Below are 25210 nucleotides of genomic sequence, written 5' to 3'. Positions count from 1 at the left end.
ATGAGCGCTGCTTGAGTGTTTAAGTTTAGAAGTCTTTGGGGAAATTGCGAGTTGAATGAATAAGATAATGTGCCATTGTGGCCATAAGAAAGGGCAGCCTGAGCTGCCCTTTTTTAGCTAACGCCTCAGCCTTAGAAGATAAGGTGGGCAACACCTGCAATCACTGGCAGGGTGACCAGGGTTCTTAGGATAAAGATGACAAACAGCTCGACGATATTGACCGGGATCTTGCTGCCGATCAGCAGGGCGCCCACTTCACTCATGTAGATCAGCTGGGTCACCGACATGGCGGCGATGATGAAGCGGGTCATGTCAGACTCGATGGAGCTGGCCAGGATTGATGGGATGAACATGTCGGCAAAGCCCACCACTATTGTCTTTGAGGCCTCGGCGGCTTCCGGCACCTGTAGCAGCTCAAACAGCGGAATGAATGGCATGCCCAGATAGTTAAAGATAGGCGTGTATTCGGCGATCATCAGGGCGACCGTACCTATGGCCATTACCACAGGGATCACGCCGAAGATCATGTCGATCACGTTCTTCAGACCATCTTTTAGGGTATGACCCATGCCATCGGCCTTGGCCGCCTTGGTCAGCGCCTGCTCCAGGCCCCAGGCGAAGACGCCCTTACCATGTGGGATCACCTCATCGTCTGGATGACGCGGGGTTTCGTCTATGTAGTGATCTTTCTTCCAAGAGAGCGGGGGCAGCTTAGGCACAACGATGGCCGCGACCACACCGGCCAGACAGACGGTCAGATAGAAGGGCACGAACAGGTGCTCGAGCTTAACCTGAGAGATCACCACCAGCGAGAAGGTGATAGAGACTGCCGAGAAGGTGGTGCCGATCACCGCCGCTTCTCTCTGGGTGTAGAAACGGGATTCATATTGCTTACTGGTCATCAGAATGCCGACGCTGCCATCGCCCAGCCAGGAGGCCATACAGTCGATGGCGCTGCGTCCCGGCAGGTTGAACACAGGGCGCATTACCTTGGTCAGCAGGGTGCCGAACAGCTCCAGCAGGCCGAAGTTAAGCAGCAGCGGCAGCAACATGCCAGCAAAGATAAACACGCAAAATAGCACGGGCAGCAGGTCGTTGAGCACCAGTGCGCCTGTATTGCCCGAGTGAATCGCCTCGGGCCCAGTTCCGGTAAAGGTCAGTACGATGAAGATGGCACCCAGCACGCGCACCAGGGTCCACATGGGGCTGACATCGAGCAGGGCACGAAAGAAGGGATAGCGATTGAGTATCGCGGGTTTTGCCGCCTTGCTGATGAGAGTTGCGACAGCGGTGAGCACCACAATGGCGGTGACTATGGCGACAATGCTATCGCCCAATAGATTTTGCAGCCCCTTAGATACGATGGCGATGGGGATCGTGATGGCATCTTGATAGCTAATGGGGGTCATGAAGAGCAACAGTCCGATAATGGAAGGGACTAGAAACGTCAGCACGGTTTTAATGTTATGGGTTTGTTTTTCAGCCACTTTATTTAGCCTTTATTCTTTGCTTCCCAAGCATGGGTAGCCATCTACTCAAAGATCCGTTAATCAATACACTCTGAATATCCATTCATGAGATAAGCGGGGAAGGTTACCCCCTAAGTCCAGTGATGTAAAACGATTATAATGCTTGGTGAACCGTTTCACCGCCGCAGCATAGTTATTAGCACTTTATGACTATTTATATTGTACCTAAATTAACAAGGTCTAGGCTAGGTAAATATTAGTTAAACTCCTTTGAAAACAAGGTTGTGCAATTGTTGCTTTGGTGTTGCGTGGCGGCGTGCCGTTTAGTCTGAGAGATACCCCTTTAGTGAAGGTGAGCTATGATTCTCATGTATGATTTTTGTTGAGATTTTATTCAGTCCGTGTCAGAAATATGCGCTAGACCTCTGCAAAAAATTCTGATTCCATATATGGTTAACCGATGAGTGTGTTAAACGATAAAGGGCCTATGACTTCAAAAGAGCAGAAACTGTCTAAATTAGCATTTAGGTTTGGCTTGCTTGGACTCGTAGGACATCTTATCGGCTTGGTGGCGGCCAGCTTAGGGTTCAGCGATTACAGCGGCCAAGGCTTTAGCTTCTACAACTTCTCCCTGAGTGAGTTGGGTCAGTATGGCCACTCCGAGCTGGCGGTGGTGTTTAACGGCGGCCTCTTCTTCGGTAGCTTGAGTTTGGTGTTATTTGCCCTGTTTGCCCTGCAAAACAGCGACGGCCCCTGGGTGTTGACCAGCTTCTCTGTGTTGGTGGTATCGCTTCTGGCGCTGGCCTGTGTCGGCCTGTTTCCGGTTAACGTCTATCACCTGCATATCTTAGGCATAGAATATTTCTTCTACTTCGCGGCGATGAGCGTGGCGGCGTATCTTGTCTACCTGTTGAGTCGTAGAGACAGGCCCAAGCGCTTCGCCCTGCGCGGTAGCCTGTTGCTCTCCGGCCTGACGCTGGGCTTGCTGCTGGTGTTTATCCTGATGGCCCATACGGATGATGGCGTGGTGGCGAGCGGAACCTGGTTTTATCATGATCTCGTGATGGTGGAGCCCAGACCCGATATTCGCTGCCCTGTGATCATGGAGTGGGCGGCGCTGTTCAGCTTTATGGGTTGGCTACTCTCGCTGGTGTGGACCCAGCGAGAGACGCGTCGACACGATTAACCTTCCTTGTTAACTAAGTCGACGTTTTATCTGCTTTTTTAAATTCCCTAATGAGTCCTGCTTTTTTCATCTAGCTGCCGCTCGCCTAGCTAAGGGTTAAACCCGGTAGCTGATGCCAGTAGCCATTACACTGCCGGTCGTGGCTGGCCGACTTGGCCGGTAACTCATCGGCCAGGGCGATGGATGCCAGGGACGAGGGCGAGATGCGGAAATAGTCGACCCCCAGGGCTTGCATCTGAGTCTGCTGGTCGCACAGATCCATATAGTTGGCCGACTGTGTCTGAATGCCGTTGAGGCGCAGCAGCGGCTGATCTTCCTGGGTCTGCACCAGTAATCCCTCGGGATTTTCGATACAGATGGTCTGGCACTTATCCTTGGTGAGTCCCTTATGGCGGGCGGTGAAGCAGCGGGCCGAATGGGCCAGCGGCATGAAGCCATGGCCAAACACCTCAACCTCGACCTGGCGCGGGGCGAGATCTTCAAGTACCTGGGTGAGCCAGGCCTTGGACAGCTCCAGCGGCATCACGAAACGTTGCATGCCCCAACTGGCAAACTTCTTTAGGGTCGCGGCATTATAGCTGTTGATGCTGGGCCCGCAGACGAAGGGTATCCCTTGCTCCTTGGCCAGATAGATGGCGCCGACATCGTTGGCCTCTATGGTGAACTCGCCGTTTTCCACCTGCTTCTTGAGTTCAAGAAATTCCGACTGTGCCTCGATAAGCGTCAGGGTGGAGAGTACCACCTCCTTGCCAGCGGCCTTTAGCATCTGGGCCAATGCCAGGTAGTCGCTGAACTTAAGCTCCCGGCGGCGGCTACAGACGGTCTCGCCCAGATAGACCAGGGGCACGCTGCTCTGAGCCACGGTTTCATAAAATTCGACCACCTTCTCTTTGGGCCAGCAATATTGAATCGGTCCTAATGAGGTTTTCATCTTGTTATCCTTTTGTCTTTATTGCTTTGCTGTTATTGCCAGGTGCGCTCATAGGCGCCCAGTGTGGTGACCTGTCCCTCTGAGACCTTGGCCAGGGCTTGATCCCACTGGGCCTGGGTGGTGTAGGCCGCTGGATCGCTTAGGTAGGTGTCGATCGCCTGACGCCAGACCCGGGTTACCTGCTCCACATAGGCCGGGCTGCGTTGACGCCCTTCAATCTTGAGGGAGACCACGCGAGCCTTGGCGAGCTCCGGCAGCAGGCTGAGGGTGTTGAGGCTGGTGGGAGACTCCAGCAGGTGCGAGGCCTCCTGGCTGTCGCTGGTGGTGTAACGCCCCTTACAGACTACGGGATAACCCATCTGCTCATCCTTACCGGATTGGTCGATCAACACGTCGTTGAGCCGTGTCTGTTGGCTGTCGCCCACATCTTGCCAGCGTACATGCTTGGCCGGCGAGCAGGAGCCGCCCGTATTGGGAGACTGGCCCGTCACATAAGAGGAGAGGTGGCAGCGCCCCTCGGCCATGATGCACAGGCTGCCGAAGGCGAACACCTCCAGATCCACTGGGGTGACCTTGGAGAGATCTCTCACCTGTTTCATCGACAACACTCGGGGGAGCACCACACGTTCGATGTTGAACTCTTGCTTGTAGAGGCTGAGGGCCCCCAGGTTAGTGGCGCTGGCCTGCACCGACAGGTGCAGCGGCAGGTGAGGGTAACGGCTGTGGGCATAGTCCAGCAGGGAGAGGTCGGCCATGATCAGCGCATCGACCCCAGTGTCGGCGGCCAGATCAATCGCTTGGTACCAGCGTTGCTCTTCCCCCGGTTTGGGGAAGGTATTGATGGTCAGAAAAATCTTCTTACCCGCCTGCTGGGTCAGCTTGGCCGCCTGGGCCAATTTTTCCGGCGTAAAGTTAAGCCCGGCGAAGGAGCGGGCGTTGGTATCGTTTTTCAACCCAAGGTAGACGGCGTCGGCACCGGCGTTTAAGGCGACCTTGAGAGAGGCGAGGTTACCCGCCGGACAAAGAAGTTCCATGTGCTGTTCTCCCTTAAAAAGTGTGAAGTGTAAAAGGGAATGGCTGAACAATTCTTGATGTAAAACAGGTTTGTGATCATAAAATCTGGTTAAAATTGATTTCCTTATCACTCTCGACAGCGGTTGTCGGGAACCTCACTAAACATTGATCGAAGTCACGATTTCGGTCCTCCAATTTGGTAGGAGAACGTCAGTCATGCAGCGAAGTGTGTTGGCAAACATGGCCAAACATCTATTGCAATATGGGCCTAAAGTCATAGCTAAACCATTAAACTTAGTGCCTTTTACAATTAAGGCTCAGCTTATCGAGCGTATTTTAAATCTGCTGATGGCGGCGCAGATCAAAGATGGCGAGCTGGATTTTTTGCAGGCTCGCTGGGTGAAGATTAGCGTGACCGATCTCGAGTTAAGCTTCGAGGTTAGCTTCGATGAGCGCCTCATCGTCCGCGAAAGCGGCGAGGCCGAGGTGAGCTTTAGCGGTTGTAGTCAGGCGCTGCTTCTGATCGCTGCCGGTAAGGAAGACCCAGATACCCTGTTTTTCCAGCGCCGTCTGGCGATTGAGGGGGATACAGAGTTGGGGCTAGAGGTGAAAAATTTGCTGCTCAGTATAGAGTTCGACACTATGCCGGTATTTATGCGCCAAAGCATCACTCAGGCCGCCGCCATGCTCACCCAACTGCAGCGCCAAGCGAACATGCCATGGGCCTAAAATAGCCCATTGAGCTAACTAATGATGAGGCATAAAAAAGCGAAGCTAAGGCTTCGCTTTTTGTTTATTTGGAGACGGTTAACGCTTGTTGGTCACTTAATCGATCGGCTTGCCGGTGATCAGGTGATACTTGACCAGGAGTTCATCCTGGGACTCCACATGGTCAGGGTCCGGGTCGATACAGTCGATGGGGCAGACGGAGACGCAGGTAGGCTTGTCGTAGTGGCCGACGCATTCGGTGCACAGGTTAGGATCTATCTCATAGATCTCTTCCCCCATAGTGATCGCCTGGTTGGGACACTCAGGTTCACACATGTCACAGTTAATACAGCTGTCGTCGATCAGTAATGCCATCTAGTTGTAATACCTTATACTTGCCTTTTATAACAATCAGTTAAGTTTATTTGTGATTGTTATCGATAATCTTATTTCGCCCGTTTAAGGGCCTTGTCTTGTGCTGATTTTTTATCTCATTTACTAGAGACAATCGCTTAGCGCCTATTGTATCACAGGCTTTGGTTATCCGATGACAAAATAGCGTTGGCTAGGTGGGGCTTTTTGCCGTCAGACTCAGGCACACACCTCTTCTCCCTAAGGACCAGAGCCTCGACGGGAGTGTCTCTCCTTGCTTGGAGCTATCCTAATTGCGACAAACTAGCGTTTTGGGTTGTGTAAGGCCTTGTTTCGATAAATGCCCGGCGTGATGCCTATGACTTTCTTGAACTCTCGTATGAAGTGAGCCTGGTCGTAGAAGCCGGCGTGATAGCCGATGTCGGTAAGTGACTTGCCGGTGTCATGCCTAAGTAGCTCCTTGGCATAGGCGGTGCGCTGTATGATGCTGTAATTTTTCGGCGTCATGCCTACATCTTGCAGGAATAGACGCTCCAGCTGGCGCTGGCCGATATCTAGCTCGCTTAATAAGTGGCGCAGCTCTCCCTGGCCTCTCTGTCTGGTGATCCAGTTTAAGGCGTGCCTCATCCTAGATTCACTGGCATCAATCATTGACTCTCTGGCTGCCAGATAGTGCAGCAATCTGTTTTCTAGCAGGGCAATTCGCGTCGGCGCCGTTGGCAGCGCGGCCAGGCGCTCGGTCAACTCATCGCCGAGTAGCGCAAGGGATAGATCCGTTGGCGTCAGGTTTTGCCCTAGCATCTCCGACAGGGGGGCATTTAGGAAGGCGCGTCCGCTACCGGGCCAGAAGCGCACCCCTAAGGCATCTACCTTGCCCGACAGTTCCAGTTTGGTGCTTTGCCTCGTGGGCCCCGTCACCAGGCAGTGGGCACCGTGTTGCTTGCCATCCAAGTGAATCGGCGCGCCGAAGTTGAAGATGATGCCACTACCGCCCTCAGGATGCATAAACTCTGTCGACAGCGACTCAGCTCCCGCAGCCCTAACAATGTGCCAGTAACACTGGATATAGGGCTGAAGCGCAACGCAGGGGAGAAAGCGCTGAAAACCAAGGTGTGCCAAGGTTGGCATGTTAATCTGCTCCATTAACCTCTCAGTCCAGTTTATCTGTGCATGGATGGCGGTAAAAGCGAGTCGTCCCCTTCGAATCTTAATGAAATGTCGAAATTTTACAATTCGCATTTCCAAGATTTACATAAGATGCCTTTAGCCGCGATATCTGCCATGGCAGGTTGAACTTGTGCGCTCGCCAGGTTTTACCCTTTGGCCTGCGGCCTTCATTTAGCATCATCGAATATGGGAACCCAGCATGAAACTCCAAACAATTAACCCCTTCAAGTGGCTAACCGTCAGCCTGTCCACCCTGCTGCTGTCTGCGGCGTTTTTGGGGCAGGCGTTGGCAGAAGATGATTATGGCGCCGAGGGGGAGAGAAGGGCCAAGCTTGCCGGCAGCGAACTGCTTGGTACGCCCGCGCCGCAGCGCCAGCTGACCACCTTAGCCGGGGACAAGATCAACCTTGGCGAGCTGTATGGCAACAAGCCTGTATACATCAAGTTTTGGGCGACCTGGTGCGTCCCTTGCCGCCAGCAGATGCCCGGATTTGAAAAGATCTATCAAGAATATGGCGACAAGCTGCAGGTGATTGCCGTAAATACTGGGATCAGTGACGACAGTAATTCAGTCGGCGCCTTTGTAAAGAAGACAGGCCTCAAGATGCCGGTGACCATAGATGACGGCTCCCTGGCGCGGGCCTTTAAGTTACGGGTGACGCCGCAGCATTTCTTGATCGATAAGAATGGCCGCATCGCCTACGTTGGACATCAGGATGACGAGGCGTTTCATCAGGCATTGGAGCAGGTTATCGCCGGGACTCCTTCCAGTGGTTATGCTGTCGCAGGAGAACTCGCAGAGCCAACCTCGGTTTCTGAGCCTGCATCCGGTTACGAGCTAGGTGCAGAGGTGAGCCCTATGACATTGAGGGCGCTCGATAACAGTGACTACCCTTTGCCGTCGCCGGCGCGCCATGACAAGGCAACCGGACTCGTGTTCTTCGCCCCTTGGTGTGAGTGGTACCTGGCAGAGTCCGAACCTAAGACGGCCAAGTCTTGCCAGTTGGTGCGGGAGCGGGTCGAGCAGTTTGCTGCTGATGTCGCTGCCGATAATGCCACTGCAGAGAACGCCACAGCAGATAACGCCGTCCAGTGGCTGCATCTCTCCAGCAACCTCTGGTCCACCCAGGACGATCTGGTCGAGTATCAGAGCAACTATCACACTCGCTTACCTATAGTCTTCGATGAGGATGGCAGCCTGTTCGAGCGATTCGGCGTTACTCAGCTGCCGACTATCGTCTTTATCGATGAGACGGGCAAAATCACCGAAAAGGTTAGCCTGCGGGCTCCCGACTTTACCGAGCGCCTCGAGTCGCTGCTCGCCGACCTTAAACGCAAATAAATCACGCGCTTGGAGTTCAGGTACATGTTTAAAAACAGAACCTTATTGGCGCAAGCTGCTGCCGGTTTTTGGCTGATGTTGTGTTTGGCCATTCAGGCTCAGGTTTTGCCAGCGCAGGCCATGCCAGTGCAGGCCAGTAACGAGGGCGGCCGAAAGATAACGGCATCCCTAATGCTGGAGTCCGGCGCGCCTGCGCCCGGCGCCGAAACTACGCTGGCAATCACTATGTCTCCCGCAGCAGGTTGGCACGGCTACTGGATTAACCCAGGGGATGCCGGCTTTCCATTAAAGGTGCAATGGCAGCTGCCTGACGGGGTGACTATAGGCGAGCTGCAATATCCTGCGTCCGAGCAGTTGCTGACCAGCGGTCTGATGAATTACATCTATCACGGTGACTACGCCCTGTTGGCACCGCTGCACATAGACGAAGATCTGCCGATCGGCAGCCTTATTACCCTGACTGCGGATCTTCGTTATCTGGTATGCAGTCCCAAGCTGTGTCTGCCGGAGCAGCAGCGTCTTCATAAGCAGTTCAGCGTAGGGGATGGCGGCGCGACTCAAGAGGTTCGCGAGACCTTCGATGGCTGGCGCCAAAAACTGCCAAGGCCGATTGTGGCCAGCGCCGAGTTTAGCATTCAAGATGGGCAATTTGCGTTGTCACTCCCTCTGCCTGAATCTGCTCAGCTGACTGACGTTGCCCATCTTTACCCAGAGGTGAACGGGGTGATTTCAAACACGGCGCCGCAGAACTTTATCAGAAAGGGCGATCGCCTCTTGATGACGACTGCAGCCGGTGATGGTGATGGCTATGGCTATGGCGAGGGAGATCTCAGTGACTTTTATGGGGTGATCACCCTAAATGAGTCGCTGGCCGTCAGATTCAGGGCAGTTCGGCAGCCGGAAGGCGCCTTGGCGTTTCCAACCGCATCGGCCTTGACGGCTCAGGTCGCAGTGCCAACCCAAGAGGACTATTCAATTGCCGCTATACAGCCAGAGTCGCCCGGCAATCTGCTGGTCACAGCTGCGGTGGCTGTATTTGGCGCCGTGTTGGGCGGACTCTTGCTGAATCTGATGCCCTGTGTCTTTCCCATTCTCAGCTTGAAGGTACTCAGCCTGACCAACTTGGGTGACGAGCGGACAGCCAAAACAGGCGCGTTGGCCTATACCCTGGGAGCCGTGTTGGTGTGCGTCCTACTGGGCGCGCTTATCTTGATGCTTAGGGCGTTTGGCCATCAGGTGGGCTGGGCGTTTCAGCTGCAGCGTCCGGAGATCATAGTGGCACTCATCCTGCTGATGATGGCCATAGGGCTCAATCTGGCCGGTTTGTTTGAGTTGGGTACCCTGAGCTCTGGAAGCAAGCTGCAACAAAAGCCCGGGCCAGCGGGAGATTTTTGGACCGGCGTACTGGCCGCCTTTGTGGCGACACCTTGCACCGGTCCCTTCATGGCGACGGCCCTAGGTGCAGCCATGTTGCTGCCGACCAGCGTAGGCCTCATGGTGTTCGCCGGTTTGGGCTTGGGGATGGCATTGCCTTTCTTGCTGGTGGGTTTCATTCCGGCGCTGCGCAAACGCATGCCAAGACCCGGCGCCTGGATGCTGACGGCGAAACGCTGCTTTGCCGTGCCCATGTTCTTGACGGCCTTGGGGCTGGTATGGGTATTGATGCAGCAAGCTGACAGCGTCTATCTGTTCATCGCCTTGCTGCTTGTGCTTTTGTTGAGCCTGGCACTATGGCTGATGGGGCTGTTGCAACGCTCGGGTCGCCACCGCCCCTGGTGGCCGCTGGTGCCGATCGTCATCCTTGTTGGCGGCACTCTGATGATTGCGGCGCCCGGAGGCAGCAATCATCTCGGAGCGAACTCGGCGACGAGTACTGAGATGAAGGCTGGTGCTGCGGCTGAGGCAGTACGCCATCTGGCGTTCGATGAGGCTAGCCTATCGGACCTGGTCAAACAGCAGGATGTGTTTGTGTATTTCAGCGCCGACTGGTGTTTAACCTGTCAGGTTATTGAGAGGGTGGCTATCGAGCGCCAGGAGACCCAGGCTGCCTTCGCCCGTGCAAATACGGCTGTGATGCTAGGCGACTGGACCAAGGGCGATCCGGCGATCACCCGCTTCCTGGCAAAAAATCGGCGCTCAGGAGTGCCGCTGTATCTCTGGTACAGCAAGGGCAATCCAGCGCCGCAGGTGTTGCCGCAACTTTTGACCCCCTCCCTGCTGATAGAGAAAGCCAGCGCAGGAGGTTGATGTCACCAGAGCTGGCTCAGAAGCTATAGGTGACGGCAAAGCCTGCGAAGTTGAAGCGGGCGTCGTTATAATATTCGTCGGTATCCGAGGTCTGCTCTAGCTGACCATAGAAGACTGAGGCCGCCCAGCGCTCGTTGATCTGGTAGGTGACATCGCCCCAGAAGGCGCTGGAATCAAAATCGGAGAGACCGGTAATGCGATAACCCAGGCTGGCTTTGACTGCCGGGGTAAAGCGATAACCCAGCTCCGCTGCGGCCGCGGGGACGATGAAGAAGTCGTTAAACTCTCCAAGGTTTCCGCCCTCCAGGTCATCGAGGCGGATCCATTGATCGATCAGGCTGATACCGGCGCCGACATTCACTATCCAGTCGCTCTTTGGCATCAGGTTAAACATATAGTCTGCGGAGAGGTTCCAGCTGCGATAGGCGGCGATAACCTCGCTACCGGCGGCGTAGCGCTTGCCGTTAAAGCCGATGTCCTGGTTGAGCACGCTGGTATCTCTGGCCTCCAAGGGGGTAAACCTGAAGGAGAGATATTGCTGCTTGCCCATCCCCCAGTTGACCAGTGCCGAGGCGTAGGTGTTGGGTTCACTCTCTTTGCTGAAGCCGTTAAGGTCGAAGCCGGTTTCCTGCTTGTCGCGAATATAGTTAGTGTCGGTGTCGAAGCCGCCGATCATCAGGGTGTAGCTGTTATTGAGCGGCTTGTCTTGCTGGCCCCAACTATCGCTATTTACACGCTCGGCACGTGGGCCCTTGTTGCCTGCCAGCCCTGGGGTGTAGCTCAGCGCCAGGCCAATATGGTCTTCCCCCAGGCTTGGGGCGATCACCAGATCTGTCTGGGCATAGGGGTCGGTAAAATAGAGGCTGGTCATCACGGCGATGGAGCCGCCGGCCAGCACATCGTCCATGTAGTGGCGGTTGGCCCAGATGCGACTGCCGCCCACGAAGGCCGCCGCCGCATAAGCCGGAATGCCGTAGGCGTTACCGTATCTGTGATGAATAAAGGCGGCGCCGGAGAAGGCCGCCGAGGTGTGACCCGAGGGGAAGGAGTTGGACTCTGTGCCATCGGGTCGCAGGCGCTCAACGCCAAACTTCAGGGTATGTGTGATGGCCGCCGTGGCTGCGACTCCCTTGGTGACCTGCCAGGCGCCTTCGGTATCGCCTATCCAGAGGGCGCCGATTAGGCCCGCGGCGGGCAGGGCGATCTGCACCACATCCCCCACCTCAGAGACAGTGCCTGACTGGCCCTCGAGGATCTCACTCTTGCCGTAGGCCGTCGGTGATGCCAGGCTAGCGGCCATTAGAGTTGGGAGTAGATATTTTACGGAAGCGCGGGGAGTCATCATTTTTATGCCTTGTATTTCATCAAGATAACTATGCGTTTCAGTGTAACAGCTAATGGCTGGCTTGCTACCCAGTTGTAGAAAAAATGTGAAGATGTAACGGACTCTGGTGTGGGCGTGGGACTTGAATGTTGGAGTCAGTTGTAAGACTTGGGTGTGGAGCGTGTGCGAGGCGTGGCTATGTCTAGGGTTAGAGCCAGATATAGGGAGGCGTTCGCGGAGCAGGTGCTTGCCGAGTCTGGCACTCGGCCATAGTCGCTCAAGGTAAGTCGCTTAAGTTCAGTCGCTTAAGGTAAGTCGCTTAAGTTAAGTCGCTTAGTCAGAACCAGAGTAAGTCGTTGCGCTAGGCGTTGAGCTAGGCTTATTTTCTGGAAATAAAAAACAGCCCGAGAGATTCGGGCTGTTTAAAGGCTGTGTTTAAGTCGCTCGAGGCGAATCTTAAGGGTGTGGCTGACGTGTGCTCTGCTCGCCCGTCAGGTTACGCATCAGGATGGCACGCTCGACCTCGACTTCGGCCGGTACCGGCAGATAGACGAAGTGACCCGAACCTAGTCCCGCCTCGACGCTCTCGCCCTTGCGGTTTTCCAGGTGTTCTATGGTCAGGTTGATGTTGCCCTGGGGCGTCATCAGTTCGACGCTGTCGCCGACGGAGAACTTGTTCTTCACGTCGATCTCCGCCATCCCCTTGGCGTTGCGCTTGCCGGTAAACTCGCCGACAAACTGCTGGGTATCGCTGATGGAGTAGCCATAGTCATAGTTCTGGTACTCGTCGTGCACGTGACGACGCAGGAAGCCCTCGGTGTAACCTCGGTGCGCTAGCCCTTCGAGCTGGTACATAAGCGCCGGGTTAAACTCGCGACCTGCCGCGGCATCTTCGATCGCCTGACGATAGAGCTGGGCGGTACGGGCCACATAGTAGAAGGACTTGGTACGGCCTTCGATTTTCAGTGAATCTACACCCATCTTGGTCAGACGCTCGACGTGCTGGATGGCGCGTAGATCCTTGGAGTTCATGATATAGGTGCCATGCTCATCTTCGAAGGCTGGCATATATTCGCCCGGACGTCCCGCCTCTTGTAGCAAGACGATCTCGCTGCTCGGTGCGCCTTCGCCCAGGGTTGGGTTGTGCATCTGCACCTCGGGGTTAACCGCCACTATGTCGCCGGTCTCTGTCTGCACCGCCTCGTGGGCGTCGTACTTCCAGCGGCAGGCGTTGGTGCAGGTACCCTGGTTAGGGTCGCGCTTGTTGATATAGCCAGAGAGCAGGCAACGGCCTGAATAAGCCATACACAGGGCGCCGTGCACGAAGACCTCGAGCTCTATGTCAGGGCAGCGTTGACGTATCTCTTCGATCTCATCCAGCGACAGCTCACGAGAGAGGATCACACGCTTGATCCCTTGTTGCTGCCAGAACTTGACCGAGGCCCAGTTGATGGCGTTAGCCTGAACAGATAGATGCACCGTCTGATCCGGGAAGGCTTCGCGCACCATCATGATAAGACCTGGGTCTGACATGATCAGCGCATCGGGCTGCATGGCCACCACAGGTTCCATATCCTTGATGTAGGTTTTGAGCTTAGTGTTGTGGGGGGCGATGTTGCTCACCACATAGAGTTTCTTACCCAGGCTGTGGGCCTCTTGGATACCCGTTGCGAGGTTTTCCATCTTGAAATCGTTGTTTCTGACACGCAGGCTATATCTCGGTTGGCCAGCGTAAACCGCATCGGCGCCATATGCGAAGGCATAACGCATATTTTTTAGGGTCCCGGCAGGAGACAGCAGCTCAGGTTTAAACATCATTTCTCTCAATTAACAGGTATCGAACAAACTTGGGGCGGGCATTTTACTCAATGGGACAAGGCTTATGCAAATCAGAAGTTGTTTATTTTATCGACAGCCGTCAATGACTGACGATAAAAGCGGGCAAACAGGAGAAATTTAAGCCAATTAATAACCTATAATCTTAAACTTAGCTAAAATTACACAAATTCTTAACTGGATGGATGATTTTTACCATCACGGTTAGCAAGAGTGCTGATATACTCTCTGGCAACATCAATATGGGCATAGTTTTTTAAGGAGTTTGCATGTCTAACGAGCATCAACTACTGGTTGGGTTACTGAAAAAGTTAAAGGCAGATGCTTTGGTCTTGCCGACTTTGCCCGAGGTAGCAATGCGCGTTCAGGAGGTGGTTTCCCGCCCCGACTCCAGCCCTAAGCAGGTGGCCGAAATAATCGGTCAGGATGCCGCCATCTCGGCCCGTATGATCAAGGTGGCCAACAGCGCCATGTATAGCCGTGGTATCAAGGCTGAAAACATCAACGCGGCGGTGACCCGCATTGGCCTGACCCAGATCAAGGCGATCGCGACTTCAGTGGCCATGGAGCAGCTGTTTATCTCCACCAACGAGATGGTCTGGGAGGTGATGGATGAAGTGTGGCGTGCCTCTATCGAGGTGACCTCGGCGGCCTGCGCACTGCTGCTTAAGTATTCTAAGACCCATAAGGGCTGTGGACTCAATTACGACACCCTGACCCTGGCGAGCCTGGTGCACAATATTGGCGCCTTGCCGGTACTGACCGAGGCCGAGGCCAATCCTCATCTGTTTACCAGTATAGAGCAACTCAGGGCGCTGGTGAGAAAGATGCAGGGACCGCTAGGTCGCGCCGTGCTCAAGAGCTGGGACTTCTCGCCCGAGGTGACAGAGGTGGTCGAGCGCTGGGCGGATCTGCCCTATCTGCCAGAGCAGGTGACCTATCTGGATTTCGTGCGCGCCGCCGCCTTCTATACCGGCGAGCTGCGCGCCGGTCACGATCTGGAGGAGCGCCTGGACGTGTTCCTTCAGCGTGGCTTACCCGTGAGCCCAGAATATCTGGGATCGGATGAATTTCTCGACAACTACCATTCGATTAAATTAAGTTATGAATAGATAAGATCTGGTCGGCAGAGTGTGCCGATCCGTCTTGTCGTTTCTTTATTTATCAAAATATTAGGGATTGTGTGACGGCAACTGAGCTGATTTGGTTAATAGTCTATCTGATAGCAATCGGCATCGCTGGTATCATCTACTGGTACTGGCATAGGCGCACTGAGCTTAAGTTTCTTAAACGTCTGGTGACCCAGCTAAGTCAGCAACATAAGGTGCGCCAGCCCCTGAATATTGCCACCATTCCCTACCGTTTTATCCCCCTCTATGTGCAGCTGCAACACCTGCTGAAACAACTACCGCCCCCAAAGGGTCGCGACAAGCTAACCGGGCTGCTCAATCGCGTTGGCCTCAAGGCTAAGTTGACCCGCAAGATGCCTCTCACCCATGGGATGTTTGTGCTTATCGATATCCACCGCTTTCGCTATGTGAATGATCTCTTTGGCTTCTCCCTGGGGGATAAGCTGCTGCAGGCCTTGGCGGAGCGCTTGGAACGGCGCATCGGCGATAAGGACATGCTGGCGCGGATGAATGAAGATGAGTTTCTGATCTACTTTAATACTCCCATGAGCGAGGCCGAGCTTATGGGGTTTCAGCAGGGACTGGCGCAGCCCATCAGTATCAAGGGAACCGTGATCAATTTGCAGCTGCAACTTGGCTATCTTGAGCTGTCATTGCACCACGCCGACGTCAGTCAGATGCTGCGGCGCCTGGATCTGGCATTGGTGCGGGCCAAGTCGGCCAGCAACTATATCGCCGCCTATCAGGAAGGGGACGATCGCAGTCAGCACAGACAGTTGACCATAGTCAGCTGTTTCCCCAAGGCGCTGGAGCAAAACGAGCTCTATCTGGTGTTTCAGCCCAAATATAATCTGGCTACAGGAGATTGTACCCATGCCGAGGCCCTGATCCGCTGGGACAGCTCTGTGCTTGGGCCTGTCTCCCCGGGTGAGTTTATTCCGCTTTTAGAGTGTGCCGGGATGATCAGCCTGCTCAGCCAGTGGGTGGTCGATCAGGTGCTGTTGCAGCAGGTGCGCTGGCAGGAGAGTGATATTCGCCTGCAGCTGGCGATCAATCTGGCGATCGACGATCTGAGCGAGAAGCAGCTGAGTGAGCGGATCATTACCCGCCTGAAGCAACATGGCCTCAGTGCTCAGGTGCTTTCTATCGAGATCACCGAGAGCCAGTTGATGACAGACATGGTGCGCACCGTGGCCGTGCTCAATCGCCTCAAGCGCGCTGGCGTCAAGGTGGCGATAGATGATTTTGGTACCGGCCACTCCTCGCTGGCCTATCTCAAACACCTGCCGGTGGACGAAGTTAAGATAGACAGAGCTTTCCTGACCGGGCTGGAGTCGGATCCACGGGCGCAGCATATCGTTCGCAGCGCCGTCGACTTGGCCAAAGGACTAGACTTTTCGGTGACCGTCGAGGGCGTCGAGCAGATGCCGGTATTTAAGCTGTTGCAGCAGATGGGGGTCGATAAGGTGCAGGGGGATATTTACGCCAAGCCGATGCGGGCGCCAGAGCTTGAGATGCATTGGCGCAAGTTAAATCGGCCGCTCTGCTAGGATTTAAGAGCTAAAAGGCTTTATTACAGGCTGATGGCCTGGTTGAAGTGACGGCCGAGCTCCTCGATGAGGGGCGGCGTCATGGGGCAGAGCTGCCTCGCCTTGTTCATGCAGACCATCTCGATATGGGCGGTCACCGCCGGCTTGGTGCCCTTGGGGCGCCAGATCTCCTGCTGCCACACGGTGCGATACTTGCTCTCGAAATAGAAGCGGGTACGCACATCCACCACGTCGGCAAATTCAACCCCTTCATGGCAGAGCATGTCGCTGCGATAGACGGCAAAACCCAGGCCGTGCTGCTGCCAGAGGGCCGCCAGTCGCTCGGCGCCGATCACATGCTCGCGGGCCCGTTCGAAATATTTCAAGAAGTTAGGATGGTACACCACGCCGGAAAAGTCGGTATCTTCGTAGTAGATCTGCACCGGAAAATGAAAGGTAGGGCTGAACTTATCGTCTGGCTTCATCTGGAGTCTGGGCTAAATAAGAGAGGCGACAGCATAGCATACTCTCGCTCTGTCATGGCACGACTTGTTGGCGAGTGGTGTGTTAAGGCGCTATTTGCTGGCGATCGCCTGTAGGCTGTTCATTATGCTCTGATAGCTACCGTCTTGCTTAAGGGCCTTGAGGCCGAGATCTAGCTTGTCGGCAAACAGCTGGGCGTTGGGACGCTGCTTGGAGAAGGCCACATAGAGGTCGCCGGTATGATTGTGCACGCTGCGGCTAATCACCTTGCCGACCCCCATCTGACCAAGATACTGATTGGCTACCTCGTCGTACATGATGGCGGCATCGATGCGGTTGAGCAGCAACAGGTTGATCAGCTGATTGTGATTGTCCACCTCGACTAATTTGAGCTGTTTAAGCTCAGACAGCTCATCGCCATATTCATAGCCCTTGATGATGCCGACAAGTAACCCTTGGGGCAGGTGCCATTTGTCCTCTGCCTGCAGCGGATGGGCATTATTCTGATAGAAGGAGGCCGATGTGGTGAACAGGGGGATCTGGCCGAAGACAAACTCCTCCTGGGTCTTACGCTCTTTGTGCAGATTAAAGACACCATCTACTATGCCTTGCTTGGTCATCACCACGCCGCGGGCATAGGAGACCACCAGACTGTCGACATCGACATTGACCCGGGCAAACGCCTGCTTGACCAGACGATGGGACAGGCCTTTGCCATAGGGATCGGCAAAAGGCGCCCAGTTATCTTCGGCGGCCAGCTTGACCTTGAGCGGCGCCGACGGGCTGCCGGCCGAGGCCATACTCAGCTCCTGGCCAGTGACGGTGAAGCAAAAAAGCGCCAACATGAGTGTCAGGCCTGAGGTGAGGTGATTGATTTGCCGAGATAAGCTGGGGGGCAACATTAGATTCCTTGCAGCGGTCGCGTCCTTATGTTGCCCATGATAAGGGGTTTTCGAGGGAGATCAACTGCATTGCTGCGGCTGACGGGGTGTTTTTTGTAGCATTCGAGCTACATCTGTGCGTAGCTTAGGCGATTTAGGCTATAGCGCGGCGCTTAGGCGGTGATTTGTATGGCTGGCAAGGGGTTAGCGGGATAGGGGAGAGGCGTTCAAAATCATTAGCTTATTATGATTTAGTGGGTTTTTTTTTCGGGGCTTCTGCTACACTCTGAATGATGTTATCAGGTTGATAATAAAAAACTTAGCCTCGAGAAAATTTAAGCCTTGTATGAATCAAGATACATTATTTTCGCTCTCTCAAAATGCCGCGCTCTTGTTGATCATGGTATTTATCTACGACGCGGTGCCGCGGCACCATCGTAGCGAGTATTTTCTGTTGTGGCGCCTCATCATGGGGGCTGTGATAGGCGGCGTGACCGTGCTGACCATGATGACCTCCTGGGAATATCAGCCAGGGGTCTTTATCGATACCCGCTCTGTAGTGTTGGCCATCAGTGGTCTCTTCTTCGGCGGGCTGCCTACCTTCGTCGCCGCTTCTGTTGCCTGTGCCTATCGCCTGTTCCAGGGGGGGGATGGCATGCTGGTCGGGGTGACAGTGATTCTGGTTTCCGCCCTGTTTGGTAGTCTGTGGCGCTACTATCGCAAGACCACCATCGCCGATCTCGGCTTTATCGAGTTGTACCTGTTTGGTTTCCTGCTGCATTTCTCGACCCTGTCGCTGCTGTTTATTCTGCCCTTTTCCATGTTTGTCGATCTCCTGGTGCAGATCGCCCTGCCTGTGATGCTGATTTTTCCCATAGTGACGGCCCTGCTGGGCATGCTGCTGGCCAGGCGGCTGGAGGTGGAGCGGGACGCCAAGATCCAGCTTCAGGATGACTTTATTTTTCGCTCGCAATTTAACGTCGGCAACATGGGGATCGCCATCACCTCGGTCGATCAGCACTGGATCAAGGTCAATCCTCGCCTGTGTAAGATGCTCAAATATTCCGAGACAGAACTGCTCAATCGCACCTGGACCGAGCTGACCTATTTCGAAGATCTTAAGGCGGATATGACCCAGTTCCAGCGCATGTTAAAGGGGGAGATAGATGCCTATGAGATGGATAAGCGCTTCGTCGCCAAAGATGGGGAGATCGTCTATACCCACCTGACGGTGGCCTGTCGCCGCAACCATAACATGGTGGATATGGTGATCGCCGGCCTTATCGACATCACTGAGCATAAGCGGGCGGAGATGGCGATGCGCACCAGTCAGGAGCGCCTGGCCTTGGTGCTGGAAAGCAGCGATCTCGGCATGTGGGACTGGGATATCAAGAGTAACGAGACCAAGCGTAATCCCTGGTGTGCCAAGGTGCTGGGCTGCGACCTCGAAAGACTTAATCGCGACAGCCGTATCTGGATTGACGCCATCCATCCCCAGGACAGGATGGCGGTGCTGAACTCCATCGATCGCCATCTCAAGGGAGAGACTCAGAAACATTACATCGAATATCGACTGATTAGCCTCAGCGGTGAAGAGCATTGGATCTTGGACACCGGCAAGGTGGTTAGCCGCGACCGTAATGGCCTGCCGACCCGCATGTGCGGTGTGCACTCGGACATTACCGAGCAGAAGAAGGTGCAGGAGTCGCTGGAGCTGGCGGCCTCTGTGTATAACAACTCCAGTGAAGCCATGAGCGTACAGGATCACAAGGGGCATATCATCACCATCAACGCTGCCTTTACCGCGATTACGGGGTATAGCCAGGAGGAGGCGCTGACGCAAAACATCCGCATATTGCAGAGTTCCCGCACCCCGAGAAGCCAATACGATGAGATGAACAATGCCATTCGCGATACCGGCTATTGGCAGGGGGAGCTGTGGATCAAGAACAAGAGTGGCGAGGAGTATATGGTCTGGTTGACCATCAATACCATCTTCGACCAGCACGGCCAGGTGTACCGTAGGGTGGCGCTCTTCTCCGACATCACCGAGAAGAAAGAGGCGGAGCATATCATCTGGAAACAGGCCAATTACGACCCCCTGACCGGCCTGCCCAATCGCCGCATGTTGCTGGAGTACCTCAATACCGAGATATTGCGTATCGATCGTAATCATAGCCACTTTGCCCTGATGTTCCTGGATCTGGACTTCTTCAAGGAGGTTAACGACACCCTGGGCCATGATATGGGAGATCTCTTGTTGCAGGAGACCGCCAAGCGGCTCAAGGGCTGTATCCGTGAGTCGGATGTGGTGGCGCGCCTGGGGGGCGATGAGTTTACCGTGGTGCTCTCGGGGATCGACTCCCCCAGCGGCGTCGAGCGGGTGGCTCAGAGTATACTGGAGCGCATCGCCGAGCCCTACAGCCTGGGGGATGAGACCGCCTACATCAGCGCCAGTATCGGCATTACTATCTATCCCGACGATGCCACTAGTATCGAGGGGCTGCTGAAACATGCGGATCAGGCGATGTACGCTGCCAAGGAACAGGGGCGCAACCGTTTCCATTACTTTACCCCGTCGATGCAGGAGTACGCCCGCTATCGCATGGCGCTGATTAAAGATCTGCGTAACGCCATCAATCGCAAGGAGTTTGAGCTCTTCTACCAGCCTATCGTCGACATGAACAAACAGGGGGTCTACAAGGCGGAGGCGCTGATCCGCTGGGTGCATCCTCAACGGGGACTGGTCTCGCCGGGCGAGTTTATTCCTGTGGCGGAGGAGACTGGGCTTATCAACGAGATAGGCAACTGGGTATTTGAGAAGGCCGCCCAGCAGAGCGCCCGCTGGCGGACTCAGCATGGCGTCGAGATCCAGATCAGCATCAACAAGTCGCCGATCCAGTTCAGGGACGAGGGTGACACCTTCAGCGACTGGCTGGCGCTGCTACGGCATCTCGAGCTCTCCAGCAACGCCATCTGTGTCGAGATCACCGAAGGTCTGCTGCTGGATGCCTCCATGGGGGTGACCGACAAGCTGCTGGCCTATCGTGACGCCGGTATTCAGGTGTCTCTGGATGATTTCGGTACCGGCTATTCGTCGCTGGCCTATCTGAAGAAGTTCGACATAGATTATCTCAAGATCGATCAGTCATTTACCCGTAATCTCGAATCCGACAGCGACGGTGTGGCCCTGTGTGAGGCGATCATAGTGATGGCCCACAAGCTGGGGATCAAGGTGATCGCCGAAGGGGTGGAGACCCAGTTCCAGCACGATATCCTGGCTAGCGCGGGATGTGATTTTGCCCAGGGCTATCTCTACTCCAAGCCTGTCTCCCTACCGGAGTTTGAGCGCCTCTATGTTAACCCCGAGGCGCGCTAGCCTTTGCAGTGAAGATAGCATTACCTTTATGGGGCGCTTTTTGCTAGACTCCGCGCTCACTTTTTGTCTGCTCGCAGGTTGCCCATGAATTTCGATGCCCTCCCGTTAGACCCCTTACTGGCCCAGGCGGCTAAGGCCTGCGGCTACGAGAGCCTGACCCAAGTTCAGGCCAAGGTGATCCCCACGGCCCTTGCCGGGCGGGATCTGATGGCCTGCGCCCAGACCGGAACCGGTAAGACGGCGGCCTTTAGCTTTGTGTTGTTGCAGCGCCTGCTCAATCAGCCAAGAGATAATGGGCAGCTCAGCGCCCTGATCCTGACTCCAACGAGAGAGCTGGCGATCCAGGTGGCAGACAGCATCAGTCGCTACAGCCAGTTCACCGAGCTGACCACTCTGGCCGTCTATGGCGGCGCCAACATCAATCCCCAACGCAAGGCCTTGGCGAGAGGCGTCGATATCCTGGTGGCCACGCCGGGTAGGCTGTTCGATCTCTTGGGCCAACACGACTTGAGCCTGCAGACGGTTGATCAGCTCATTGTCGATGAGGCAGATCGCATGCTCGACATGGGATTTGTGAGGGATATCGAGCGCACCAAGCGGCTGTTGTGCGTGTCTCACTCGACCATGTTGTTCTCGGCCACCTTTACCCCAGAGGTGAAGACGCTGGCCACCAAGATGCTGGATAACCCTGAGTGGATAAATGTGACCAGCGCTAATAGCGGGCCGCAGATCGAGCAGAAGGTCTACTCCCTAGATGCAAGGCGTAAGGCGGAGCTGCTGGCCGAGCTTATCGGTCGCAACAACTGGCAACAGGTGCTGGTGTTCGTCAACACCAAGGAGAGCGCCGAGCGCCTGCACCGCGAGTTGAAGCTCGATGGCATCAAGAATGCGGTGTTTCACGGGGATAAGACACAAGGGGCGCGTAACCGGGCGCTGGAGCAGTTTAAGGCCGGCGATCTGCGGGTGCTGGTGGCAACAGATGTGGCCGCCCGCGGCCTGGATATCACCGCGCTGCCCTTAGTGATCAACCTAGAATTGCCCGATGAGCCTCAGGACTATGTACACCGTATCGGTCGTACCGGCCGCGCCGGTCTTAGCGGGGTTAGCATCTCCTTCGTCGCCAAGCAAGATGAAACGGCACTCGAGGCGATTGAGGCCCTTATCGGCAAGACCTTGCCACGTGAGGTACAGCCCGGATATGAGCTGGGGGCGCCGCTGCCGGCTAGGTATCGCGAGCTCGACACCAGAGTGACCTCTAAGGCGGCCCAGCCTAAGCATGGCAAAGGGCAGAAGTTCGGCGGTCAGGATAATCGAAGAGGCCAGAGTCGCACTAAGGCGCCTCAGCGCAAGGCTAGTAGTGACAAGGCTGGTAGTAACAAGGCGAGACGCCCATCGAGTGATAAGGGCTTTCGGGGCAAGCGCTAGCAGGTTAAGCGAGGCCTGCTGAAAAGGATTGCAATCTCAGGCTCGCCCTCTACACTGGGGGCGATTTTTCAGTGCGGAGCCGTCGATGATCCTTAAGCCCATTCCTACCCATGTCGTGACAGGTTTTCTCGGTGTGGGAAAAACCAGTTTTATCCAATATTTGCTGGCCCATAAGCCAGCCGATGAGACCTGGGCCGTGCTGGTGAACGAATTTGGCGAGATAGGCATAGATGGTGAACTGCTCAAGAGTGAGGGCGGTGATGTCGCCATCAAGGAGGTGGCGGGTGGCTGCTTATGCTGCGCCGCCGGGGTGCCGACTCAGGTGGCGGTCAATCAGCTTATCGCCAAGGCGAGGCCTGATCGTCTGTTTATCGAGCCCACTGGGCTGGGCCATCCCAAGGCTATCGTCGAGACCCTGAGCCAGGGGCATTTCAAGCCGGTGTTGTCGATGCGCGCCAGCCTCTGTCTGGTGGATCCCAGAAAACTCAAGGACCCGCGTTACCTGGAGAGCTCGCTGTTTACCGATCAGCTGCGTATCGCCGACCTTATCCTGGCCAACAAGATGGATCTGGCAAGCTCGGCTGACTTGCAGCACCTAGAGGCCTACTTGCAGCAGCAATCCATTACGGCCGAGGTGTTGCCGGTGCAGGTGGCGCAGCTACTCTCGGCAAAAGAAACCAGCCTGTATCAATATCTTGAGAAGCACTATTTTGCGCGGCATACCGCCTGGCGGGTTAGCAAGCCTGCAACCTCGACAGGCTCCTCGCTATTAGGCAGCCGGCCCGCGATGCCCTTCGATGAGGCGGATGATAGGCGTAAACTATCGATTGATGAGCAGGCATTTGATGAGCTGGGGATCTACCGCGCCAGTAATCGGCATGAGGGCCGTTATACCCTGGGCTGGGTGTTCGATTGTCGCTATGAGTTTGACTTCGAAGCCCTGGTGGCCTGGGTAAAGGCGCAAGATTGTCTGCGCCTCAAGGCGGTGATGATAACGGGTGATGGGATCGCGGCCTTTAACTATGTGGACGGTCAACTCGGCGTGATGGAGCTGGACGATAGCCTGGATTCACGCCTGGAGATGATAGCCGATAAGCCGCTGCCCCAGGCCGAGATTGAGCAGGTGCTGCTCTGTCTAACTAAACGCCTGCCTATCTAAACGCTTGGCTATCTGATATCTTCGCTCTCCAATAACTGTTTACGTGTTGAATCAACACACTATCAACAACCATGATAGAGAACTTATCCGAAAATCATGACCGAGCATCATGCCGCGCACCAGAGTGATGATCATTCAGATCTAGCCACTGCACCCATTCCTAAGCTGGTGTGGCGCTACGCCATTCCCACCATACTCTCCATGGTGGTGACCGGCGTCTATGTGGCCATCGACGGCATGTTTGTCGGTCATTACCTTGGCGAGGTGGGCTTGGCGGGCATGATGCTGGCCTATCCCGTGGGGGCGATACTCTACGCCGTCGGCGCCTTGATAGGTATGGGCGCTGCCTCTCTGGTGTCGATAAACCTGGGGCTAAAAGATGTCGCCAGGGCAAGGCACCTGCTGGGTAACGCCTTCACCCTCTGCCTGCTGGCGGGAACAGGCCTGGCCCTGCTGGGTACCCATTGGAGCCAGACCATACTCATCTGGCTCGGGGCCGAAGGGGAGGTGCTGGCCAGCGCCGAGCAGTATCTGTTCTGGTATTTTGCCCTCGGGGTCTTTCCCGTGCTCGCCATCGCCTTTACCGCCTTGCTGCGTAACGATGGCCGCCCCGGCTTCGTCACCCTGGTGCTTATCCTCTCGGGCTGTTTGAACGTGTTATTGGATTGGCTGCTGATCGTCGTCTTTCCCTATGGCCTGGCGGGCGCCGCCATCGCCACCATGATCTGTCAGGCCTTCACCGCGCTCGCCTGCCTGCAGCATTTCTTCACCAAGCGCACGCGATTGGGGATCAACTGGCAGCAGATGCGTCTGAACCTGGACCATTGCAGCAACATCCTCAGGGTCGGCGTGCCAAGCTTCTTGATGAACCTCTACCTCTCCATCGTCCTGACCCTGCATAATATGGCGTTTCTCTGGGTTGGCGGCCCTATTCATGTGGCGGCCTATGGGGTGGTGAGCTACGCCGAGGCGCTGTTTTACCTGATCTTCGAGGGGATAGCTTTTGGTACCCAGCCCCTGTTTAGCTTCAACACCGGGGCGAAGCGTTTCGACAGGGTGTTCGAGACCCTGAGACTGGTCATTATCATGACTCTGGTGACCGCGCTGGCGGGCGTCGCCTTCATCTACTGGGCGCCAGAATATCTGGTTTATATCTTTGCCGGGGATAATTCTGAGCTGACGCCCGTGGCGATAGAGGGGATGCGTCTCTACTTCTGGGGACTGCCGTTCGAGGGGCTTATTCTGGTGGGCGCCGCCTTCTTCCAGGCGATCAATCGTCCTAAGGAGGCCTCGATATTGACAGGTAGCAAGCTGGTGCTGATCGCCATGGTGCTCTATCTGTTTGCCTGGCTGTTTGGGGTCACAGGTGTCTGGATCTCTCTGGCGAGCTGCTCCTTATTGCTGACCATCTGGATGATTTACACTTTAACTAAGCTTTCCAAGAAGTTAACTGACCCTATGTTTTAAGTTAGTCAGGGATTTAAATTAGCCAGTGATTTAAGTTGATCTGAATTCCTGTTACCCTAGTGGCGATTGTAGTTTCCGCGCCGCGAGTCGATACTCCGGGTGTGCCAAGGTGGGCGTATCCCGGTTGAGAGTCGGTAAGGCTGTTCTGAATTACTCGTAGG

At 55.2% G+C, this 25210-nt stretch carries 19 protein-coding genes; 10 read left to right on the top strand and 9 right to left on the bottom strand.

Features of this window, described 5'->3' with window-relative positions:
• Positions 1–131: 131 nt before the first annotated feature.
• Entirely contained in the window at positions 132–1487 is a 1356-nt protein-coding gene (locus tag AYI87_RS16325; RefSeq protein WP_144203781.1) for a YjiH family protein, read from the bottom strand.
• Between the two features lie 517 nt (positions 1488–2004).
• On the opposite strand from AYI87_RS16325, the gene AYI87_RS16320 reads away from it, so the two are divergent.
• The gene (locus tag AYI87_RS16320; protein WP_260865160.1) at positions 2005–2655 is read left to right on the top strand and encodes a hypothetical protein; all 651 of its coding nucleotides are present in this window, start codon (positions 2005–2007) and stop codon (positions 2653–2655) included.
• An 85-nt stretch (positions 2656–2740) separates the two neighbouring features.
• Here the strand turns inward: AYI87_RS16320 and AYI87_RS16315 are convergent, their stop codons facing one another.
• A complete protein-coding gene (locus tag AYI87_RS16315) occupies positions 2741–3586 on the bottom strand; it encodes a U32 family peptidase (RefSeq protein WP_144203779.1) in 846 nt (281 codons plus the stop codon).
• A 32-nt stretch (positions 3587–3618) separates the two neighbouring features.
• Positions 3619–4620, bottom strand: a complete 1002-nt coding sequence (locus AYI87_RS16310; RefSeq protein WP_144203778.1) for a peptidase U32 family protein — start codon at positions 4618–4620, stop codon at positions 3619–3621.
• A gap of 196 nt (positions 4621–4816) precedes the next feature.
• Here AYI87_RS16310 and AYI87_RS16305 point away from each other — a divergent pair, with 196 nt between their 5' ends.
• Positions 4817–5329, top strand: a complete 513-nt coding sequence (locus AYI87_RS16305; protein ID WP_144203777.1) for an SCP2 domain-containing protein — start codon at positions 4817–4819, stop codon at positions 5327–5329.
• Positions 5330–5425: 96 nt separating this feature from the next.
• Here AYI87_RS16305 and AYI87_RS16300 read toward each other — a convergent pair whose 3' ends face one another.
• Complete coding sequence (locus tag AYI87_RS16300) at positions 5426–5683, bottom strand: YfhL family 4Fe-4S dicluster ferredoxin (protein WP_144203776.1); 258 nt, start codon at positions 5681–5683, stop codon at positions 5426–5428.
• A gap of 300 nt (positions 5684–5983) precedes the next feature.
• Positions 5984–6823, bottom strand: a complete 840-nt coding sequence (locus tag AYI87_RS16295; protein WP_186300657.1) for a helix-turn-helix domain-containing protein — start codon at positions 6821–6823, stop codon at positions 5984–5986.
• A 223-nt stretch (positions 6824–7046) separates the two neighbouring features.
• On the opposite strand from AYI87_RS16295, the gene AYI87_RS16290 reads away from it, so the two are divergent.
• Positions 7047–8189 (top strand): redoxin family protein, encoded by a 1143-nt coding sequence (locus tag AYI87_RS16290; RefSeq protein ID WP_144203774.1) that lies wholly within the window; start codon positions 7047–7049, stop codon positions 8187–8189.
• Positions 8190–8213: 24 nt separating this feature from the next.
• Entirely contained in the window at positions 8214–10436 is a 2223-nt protein-coding gene (locus tag AYI87_RS16285; RefSeq protein ID WP_144203773.1) for a protein-disulfide reductase DsbD family protein, read from the top strand.
• Between the two features lie 16 nt (positions 10437–10452).
• Here the strand turns inward: AYI87_RS16285 and AYI87_RS16280 are convergent, their stop codons facing one another.
• Both AYI87_RS16280 and yegQ read right to left on the bottom strand, forming a co-directional pair.
• Positions 10453–11781, bottom strand: a complete 1329-nt coding sequence (locus AYI87_RS16280; protein ID WP_144203772.1) for a phosphatase PAP2 family protein — start codon at positions 11779–11781, stop codon at positions 10453–10455.
• A 435-nt stretch (positions 11782–12216) separates the two neighbouring features.
• Positions 12217–13575 (bottom strand): tRNA 5-hydroxyuridine modification protein YegQ, encoded by a 1359-nt coding sequence (yegQ, locus tag AYI87_RS16275; protein ID WP_144203825.1) that lies wholly within the window; start codon positions 13573–13575, stop codon positions 12217–12219.
• Between the two features lie 290 nt (positions 13576–13865).
• Here yegQ and AYI87_RS16270 point away from each other — a divergent pair, with 290 nt between their 5' ends.
• Both AYI87_RS16270 and AYI87_RS16265 read left to right on the top strand, forming a co-directional pair.
• Positions 13866–14708, top strand: a complete 843-nt coding sequence (locus AYI87_RS16270; protein WP_144203771.1) for an HDOD domain-containing protein — start codon at positions 13866–13868, stop codon at positions 14706–14708.
• Between the two features lie 71 nt (positions 14709–14779).
• On the top strand, positions 14780–16276 hold the full coding sequence (locus AYI87_RS16265) for a putative bifunctional diguanylate cyclase/phosphodiesterase (RefSeq protein WP_144203770.1): 1497 nt from the start codon (positions 14780–14782) through the stop codon (positions 16274–16276).
• A 23-nt stretch (positions 16277–16299) separates the two neighbouring features.
• Here the strand turns inward: AYI87_RS16265 and AYI87_RS16260 are convergent, their stop codons facing one another.
• Both AYI87_RS16260 and AYI87_RS16255 read right to left on the bottom strand, forming a co-directional pair.
• On the bottom strand, positions 16300–16740 hold the full coding sequence (locus tag AYI87_RS16260; protein WP_144203769.1) for a thioesterase family protein: 441 nt from the start codon (positions 16738–16740) through the stop codon (positions 16300–16302).
• A 90-nt stretch (positions 16741–16830) separates the two neighbouring features.
• On the bottom strand, positions 16831–17640 hold the full coding sequence (locus AYI87_RS16255; protein WP_144203768.1) for a substrate-binding periplasmic protein: 810 nt from the start codon (positions 17638–17640) through the stop codon (positions 16831–16833).
• Between the two features lie 325 nt (positions 17641–17965).
• On the opposite strand from AYI87_RS16255, the gene AYI87_RS16250 reads away from it, so the two are divergent.
• From AYI87_RS16250 to AYI87_RS16235, 4 genes are all read left to right on the top strand, one after another.
• Positions 17966–20998, top strand: a complete 3033-nt coding sequence (locus AYI87_RS16250; protein ID WP_144203767.1) for an EAL domain-containing protein — start codon at positions 17966–17968, stop codon at positions 20996–20998.
• 84 nt (positions 20999–21082) lie between these two features.
• The gene (locus AYI87_RS16245) at positions 21083–22423 is read left to right on the top strand and encodes a DEAD/DEAH box helicase (RefSeq protein ID WP_144203766.1); all 1341 of its coding nucleotides are present in this window, start codon (positions 21083–21085) and stop codon (positions 22421–22423) included.
• Between the two features lie 85 nt (positions 22424–22508).
• Positions 22509–23582 (top strand): CobW family GTP-binding protein, encoded by a 1074-nt coding sequence (locus AYI87_RS16240; protein ID WP_144203765.1) that lies wholly within the window; start codon positions 22509–22511, stop codon positions 23580–23582.
• 96 nt (positions 23583–23678) lie between these two features.
• Positions 23679–25049 carry an MATE family efflux transporter gene (locus AYI87_RS16235; RefSeq protein WP_144203764.1) on the top strand — a complete coding sequence of 457 codons (1371 nt, stop codon included), beginning with the start codon at positions 23679–23681 and terminating at the stop codon, positions 25047–25049.
• Positions 25050–25210 lie beyond the last annotated feature (161 nt).

The sequence above is a fragment of the Shewanella sp. KCT genome, assembly GCF_007636505.1.
In the GTDB taxonomy this organism is placed as follows: domain Bacteria; phylum Pseudomonadota; class Gammaproteobacteria; order Enterobacterales; family Shewanellaceae; genus Shewanella; species Shewanella halotolerans.
The sequence above is the reverse complement of the archived record's forward strand: the minus strand, read 5'-3'. Positions and strand labels throughout refer to the sequence as shown.

Excerpts from the sequence above, each read along its gene's own strand:
- AYI87_RS16295 (WP_186300657.1), bottom strand. The coding sequence starts at position 6,823 with ATGGAGCAGATTAACATGCCAACCTTGGCACACCTTGGTTTTCAGCGC.
- AYI87_RS16235 (WP_144203764.1), top strand. The coding sequence starts at position 23,679 with ATGACCGAGCATCATGCCGCGCACCAGAGTGATGATCATTCAGATCTA.
- AYI87_RS16315 (WP_144203779.1), bottom strand. The coding sequence starts at position 3,586 with ATGAAAACCTCATTAGGACCGATTCAATATTGCTGGCCCAAAGAGAAG.
- AYI87_RS16300 (WP_144203776.1), bottom strand. The coding sequence starts at position 5,683 with ATGGCATTACTGATCGACGACAGCTGTATTAACTGTGACATGTGTGAA.
- AYI87_RS16250 (WP_144203767.1), top strand. The coding sequence starts at position 17,966 with ATGAATCAAGATACATTATTTTCGCTCTCTCAAAATGCCGCGCTCTTG.
- AYI87_RS16290 (WP_144203774.1), top strand. The coding sequence starts at position 7,047 with ATGAAACTCCAAACAATTAACCCCTTCAAGTGGCTAACCGTCAGCCTG.
- AYI87_RS16240 (WP_144203765.1), top strand. The coding sequence starts at position 22,509 with ATGATCCTTAAGCCCATTCCTACCCATGTCGTGACAGGTTTTCTCGGT.
- AYI87_RS16305 (WP_144203777.1), top strand. The coding sequence starts at position 4,817 with ATGCAGCGAAGTGTGTTGGCAAACATGGCCAAACATCTATTGCAATAT.
- AYI87_RS16270 (WP_144203771.1), top strand. The coding sequence starts at position 13,866 with ATGTCTAACGAGCATCAACTACTGGTTGGGTTACTGAAAAAGTTAAAG.
- AYI87_RS16310 (WP_144203778.1), bottom strand. The coding sequence starts at position 4,620 with ATGGAACTTCTTTGTCCGGCGGGTAACCTCGCCTCTCTCAAGGTCGCC.
- AYI87_RS16280 (WP_144203772.1), bottom strand. The coding sequence starts at position 11,781 with ATGATGACTCCCCGCGCTTCCGTAAAATATCTACTCCCAACTCTAATG.
- AYI87_RS16245 (WP_144203766.1), top strand. The coding sequence starts at position 21,083 with ATGAATTTCGATGCCCTCCCGTTAGACCCCTTACTGGCCCAGGCGGCT.
- AYI87_RS16260 (WP_144203769.1), bottom strand. The coding sequence starts at position 16,740 with ATGAAGCCAGACGATAAGTTCAGCCCTACCTTTCATTTTCCGGTGCAG.
- AYI87_RS16285 (WP_144203773.1), top strand. The coding sequence starts at position 8,214 with ATGTTTAAAAACAGAACCTTATTGGCGCAAGCTGCTGCCGGTTTTTGG.
- AYI87_RS16255 (WP_144203768.1), bottom strand. The coding sequence starts at position 17,640 with ATGTTGCCCCCCAGCTTATCTCGGCAAATCAATCACCTCACCTCAGGC.
- yegQ (WP_144203825.1), bottom strand. The coding sequence starts at position 13,575 with ATGTTTAAACCTGAGCTGCTGTCTCCTGCCGGGACCCTAAAAAATATG.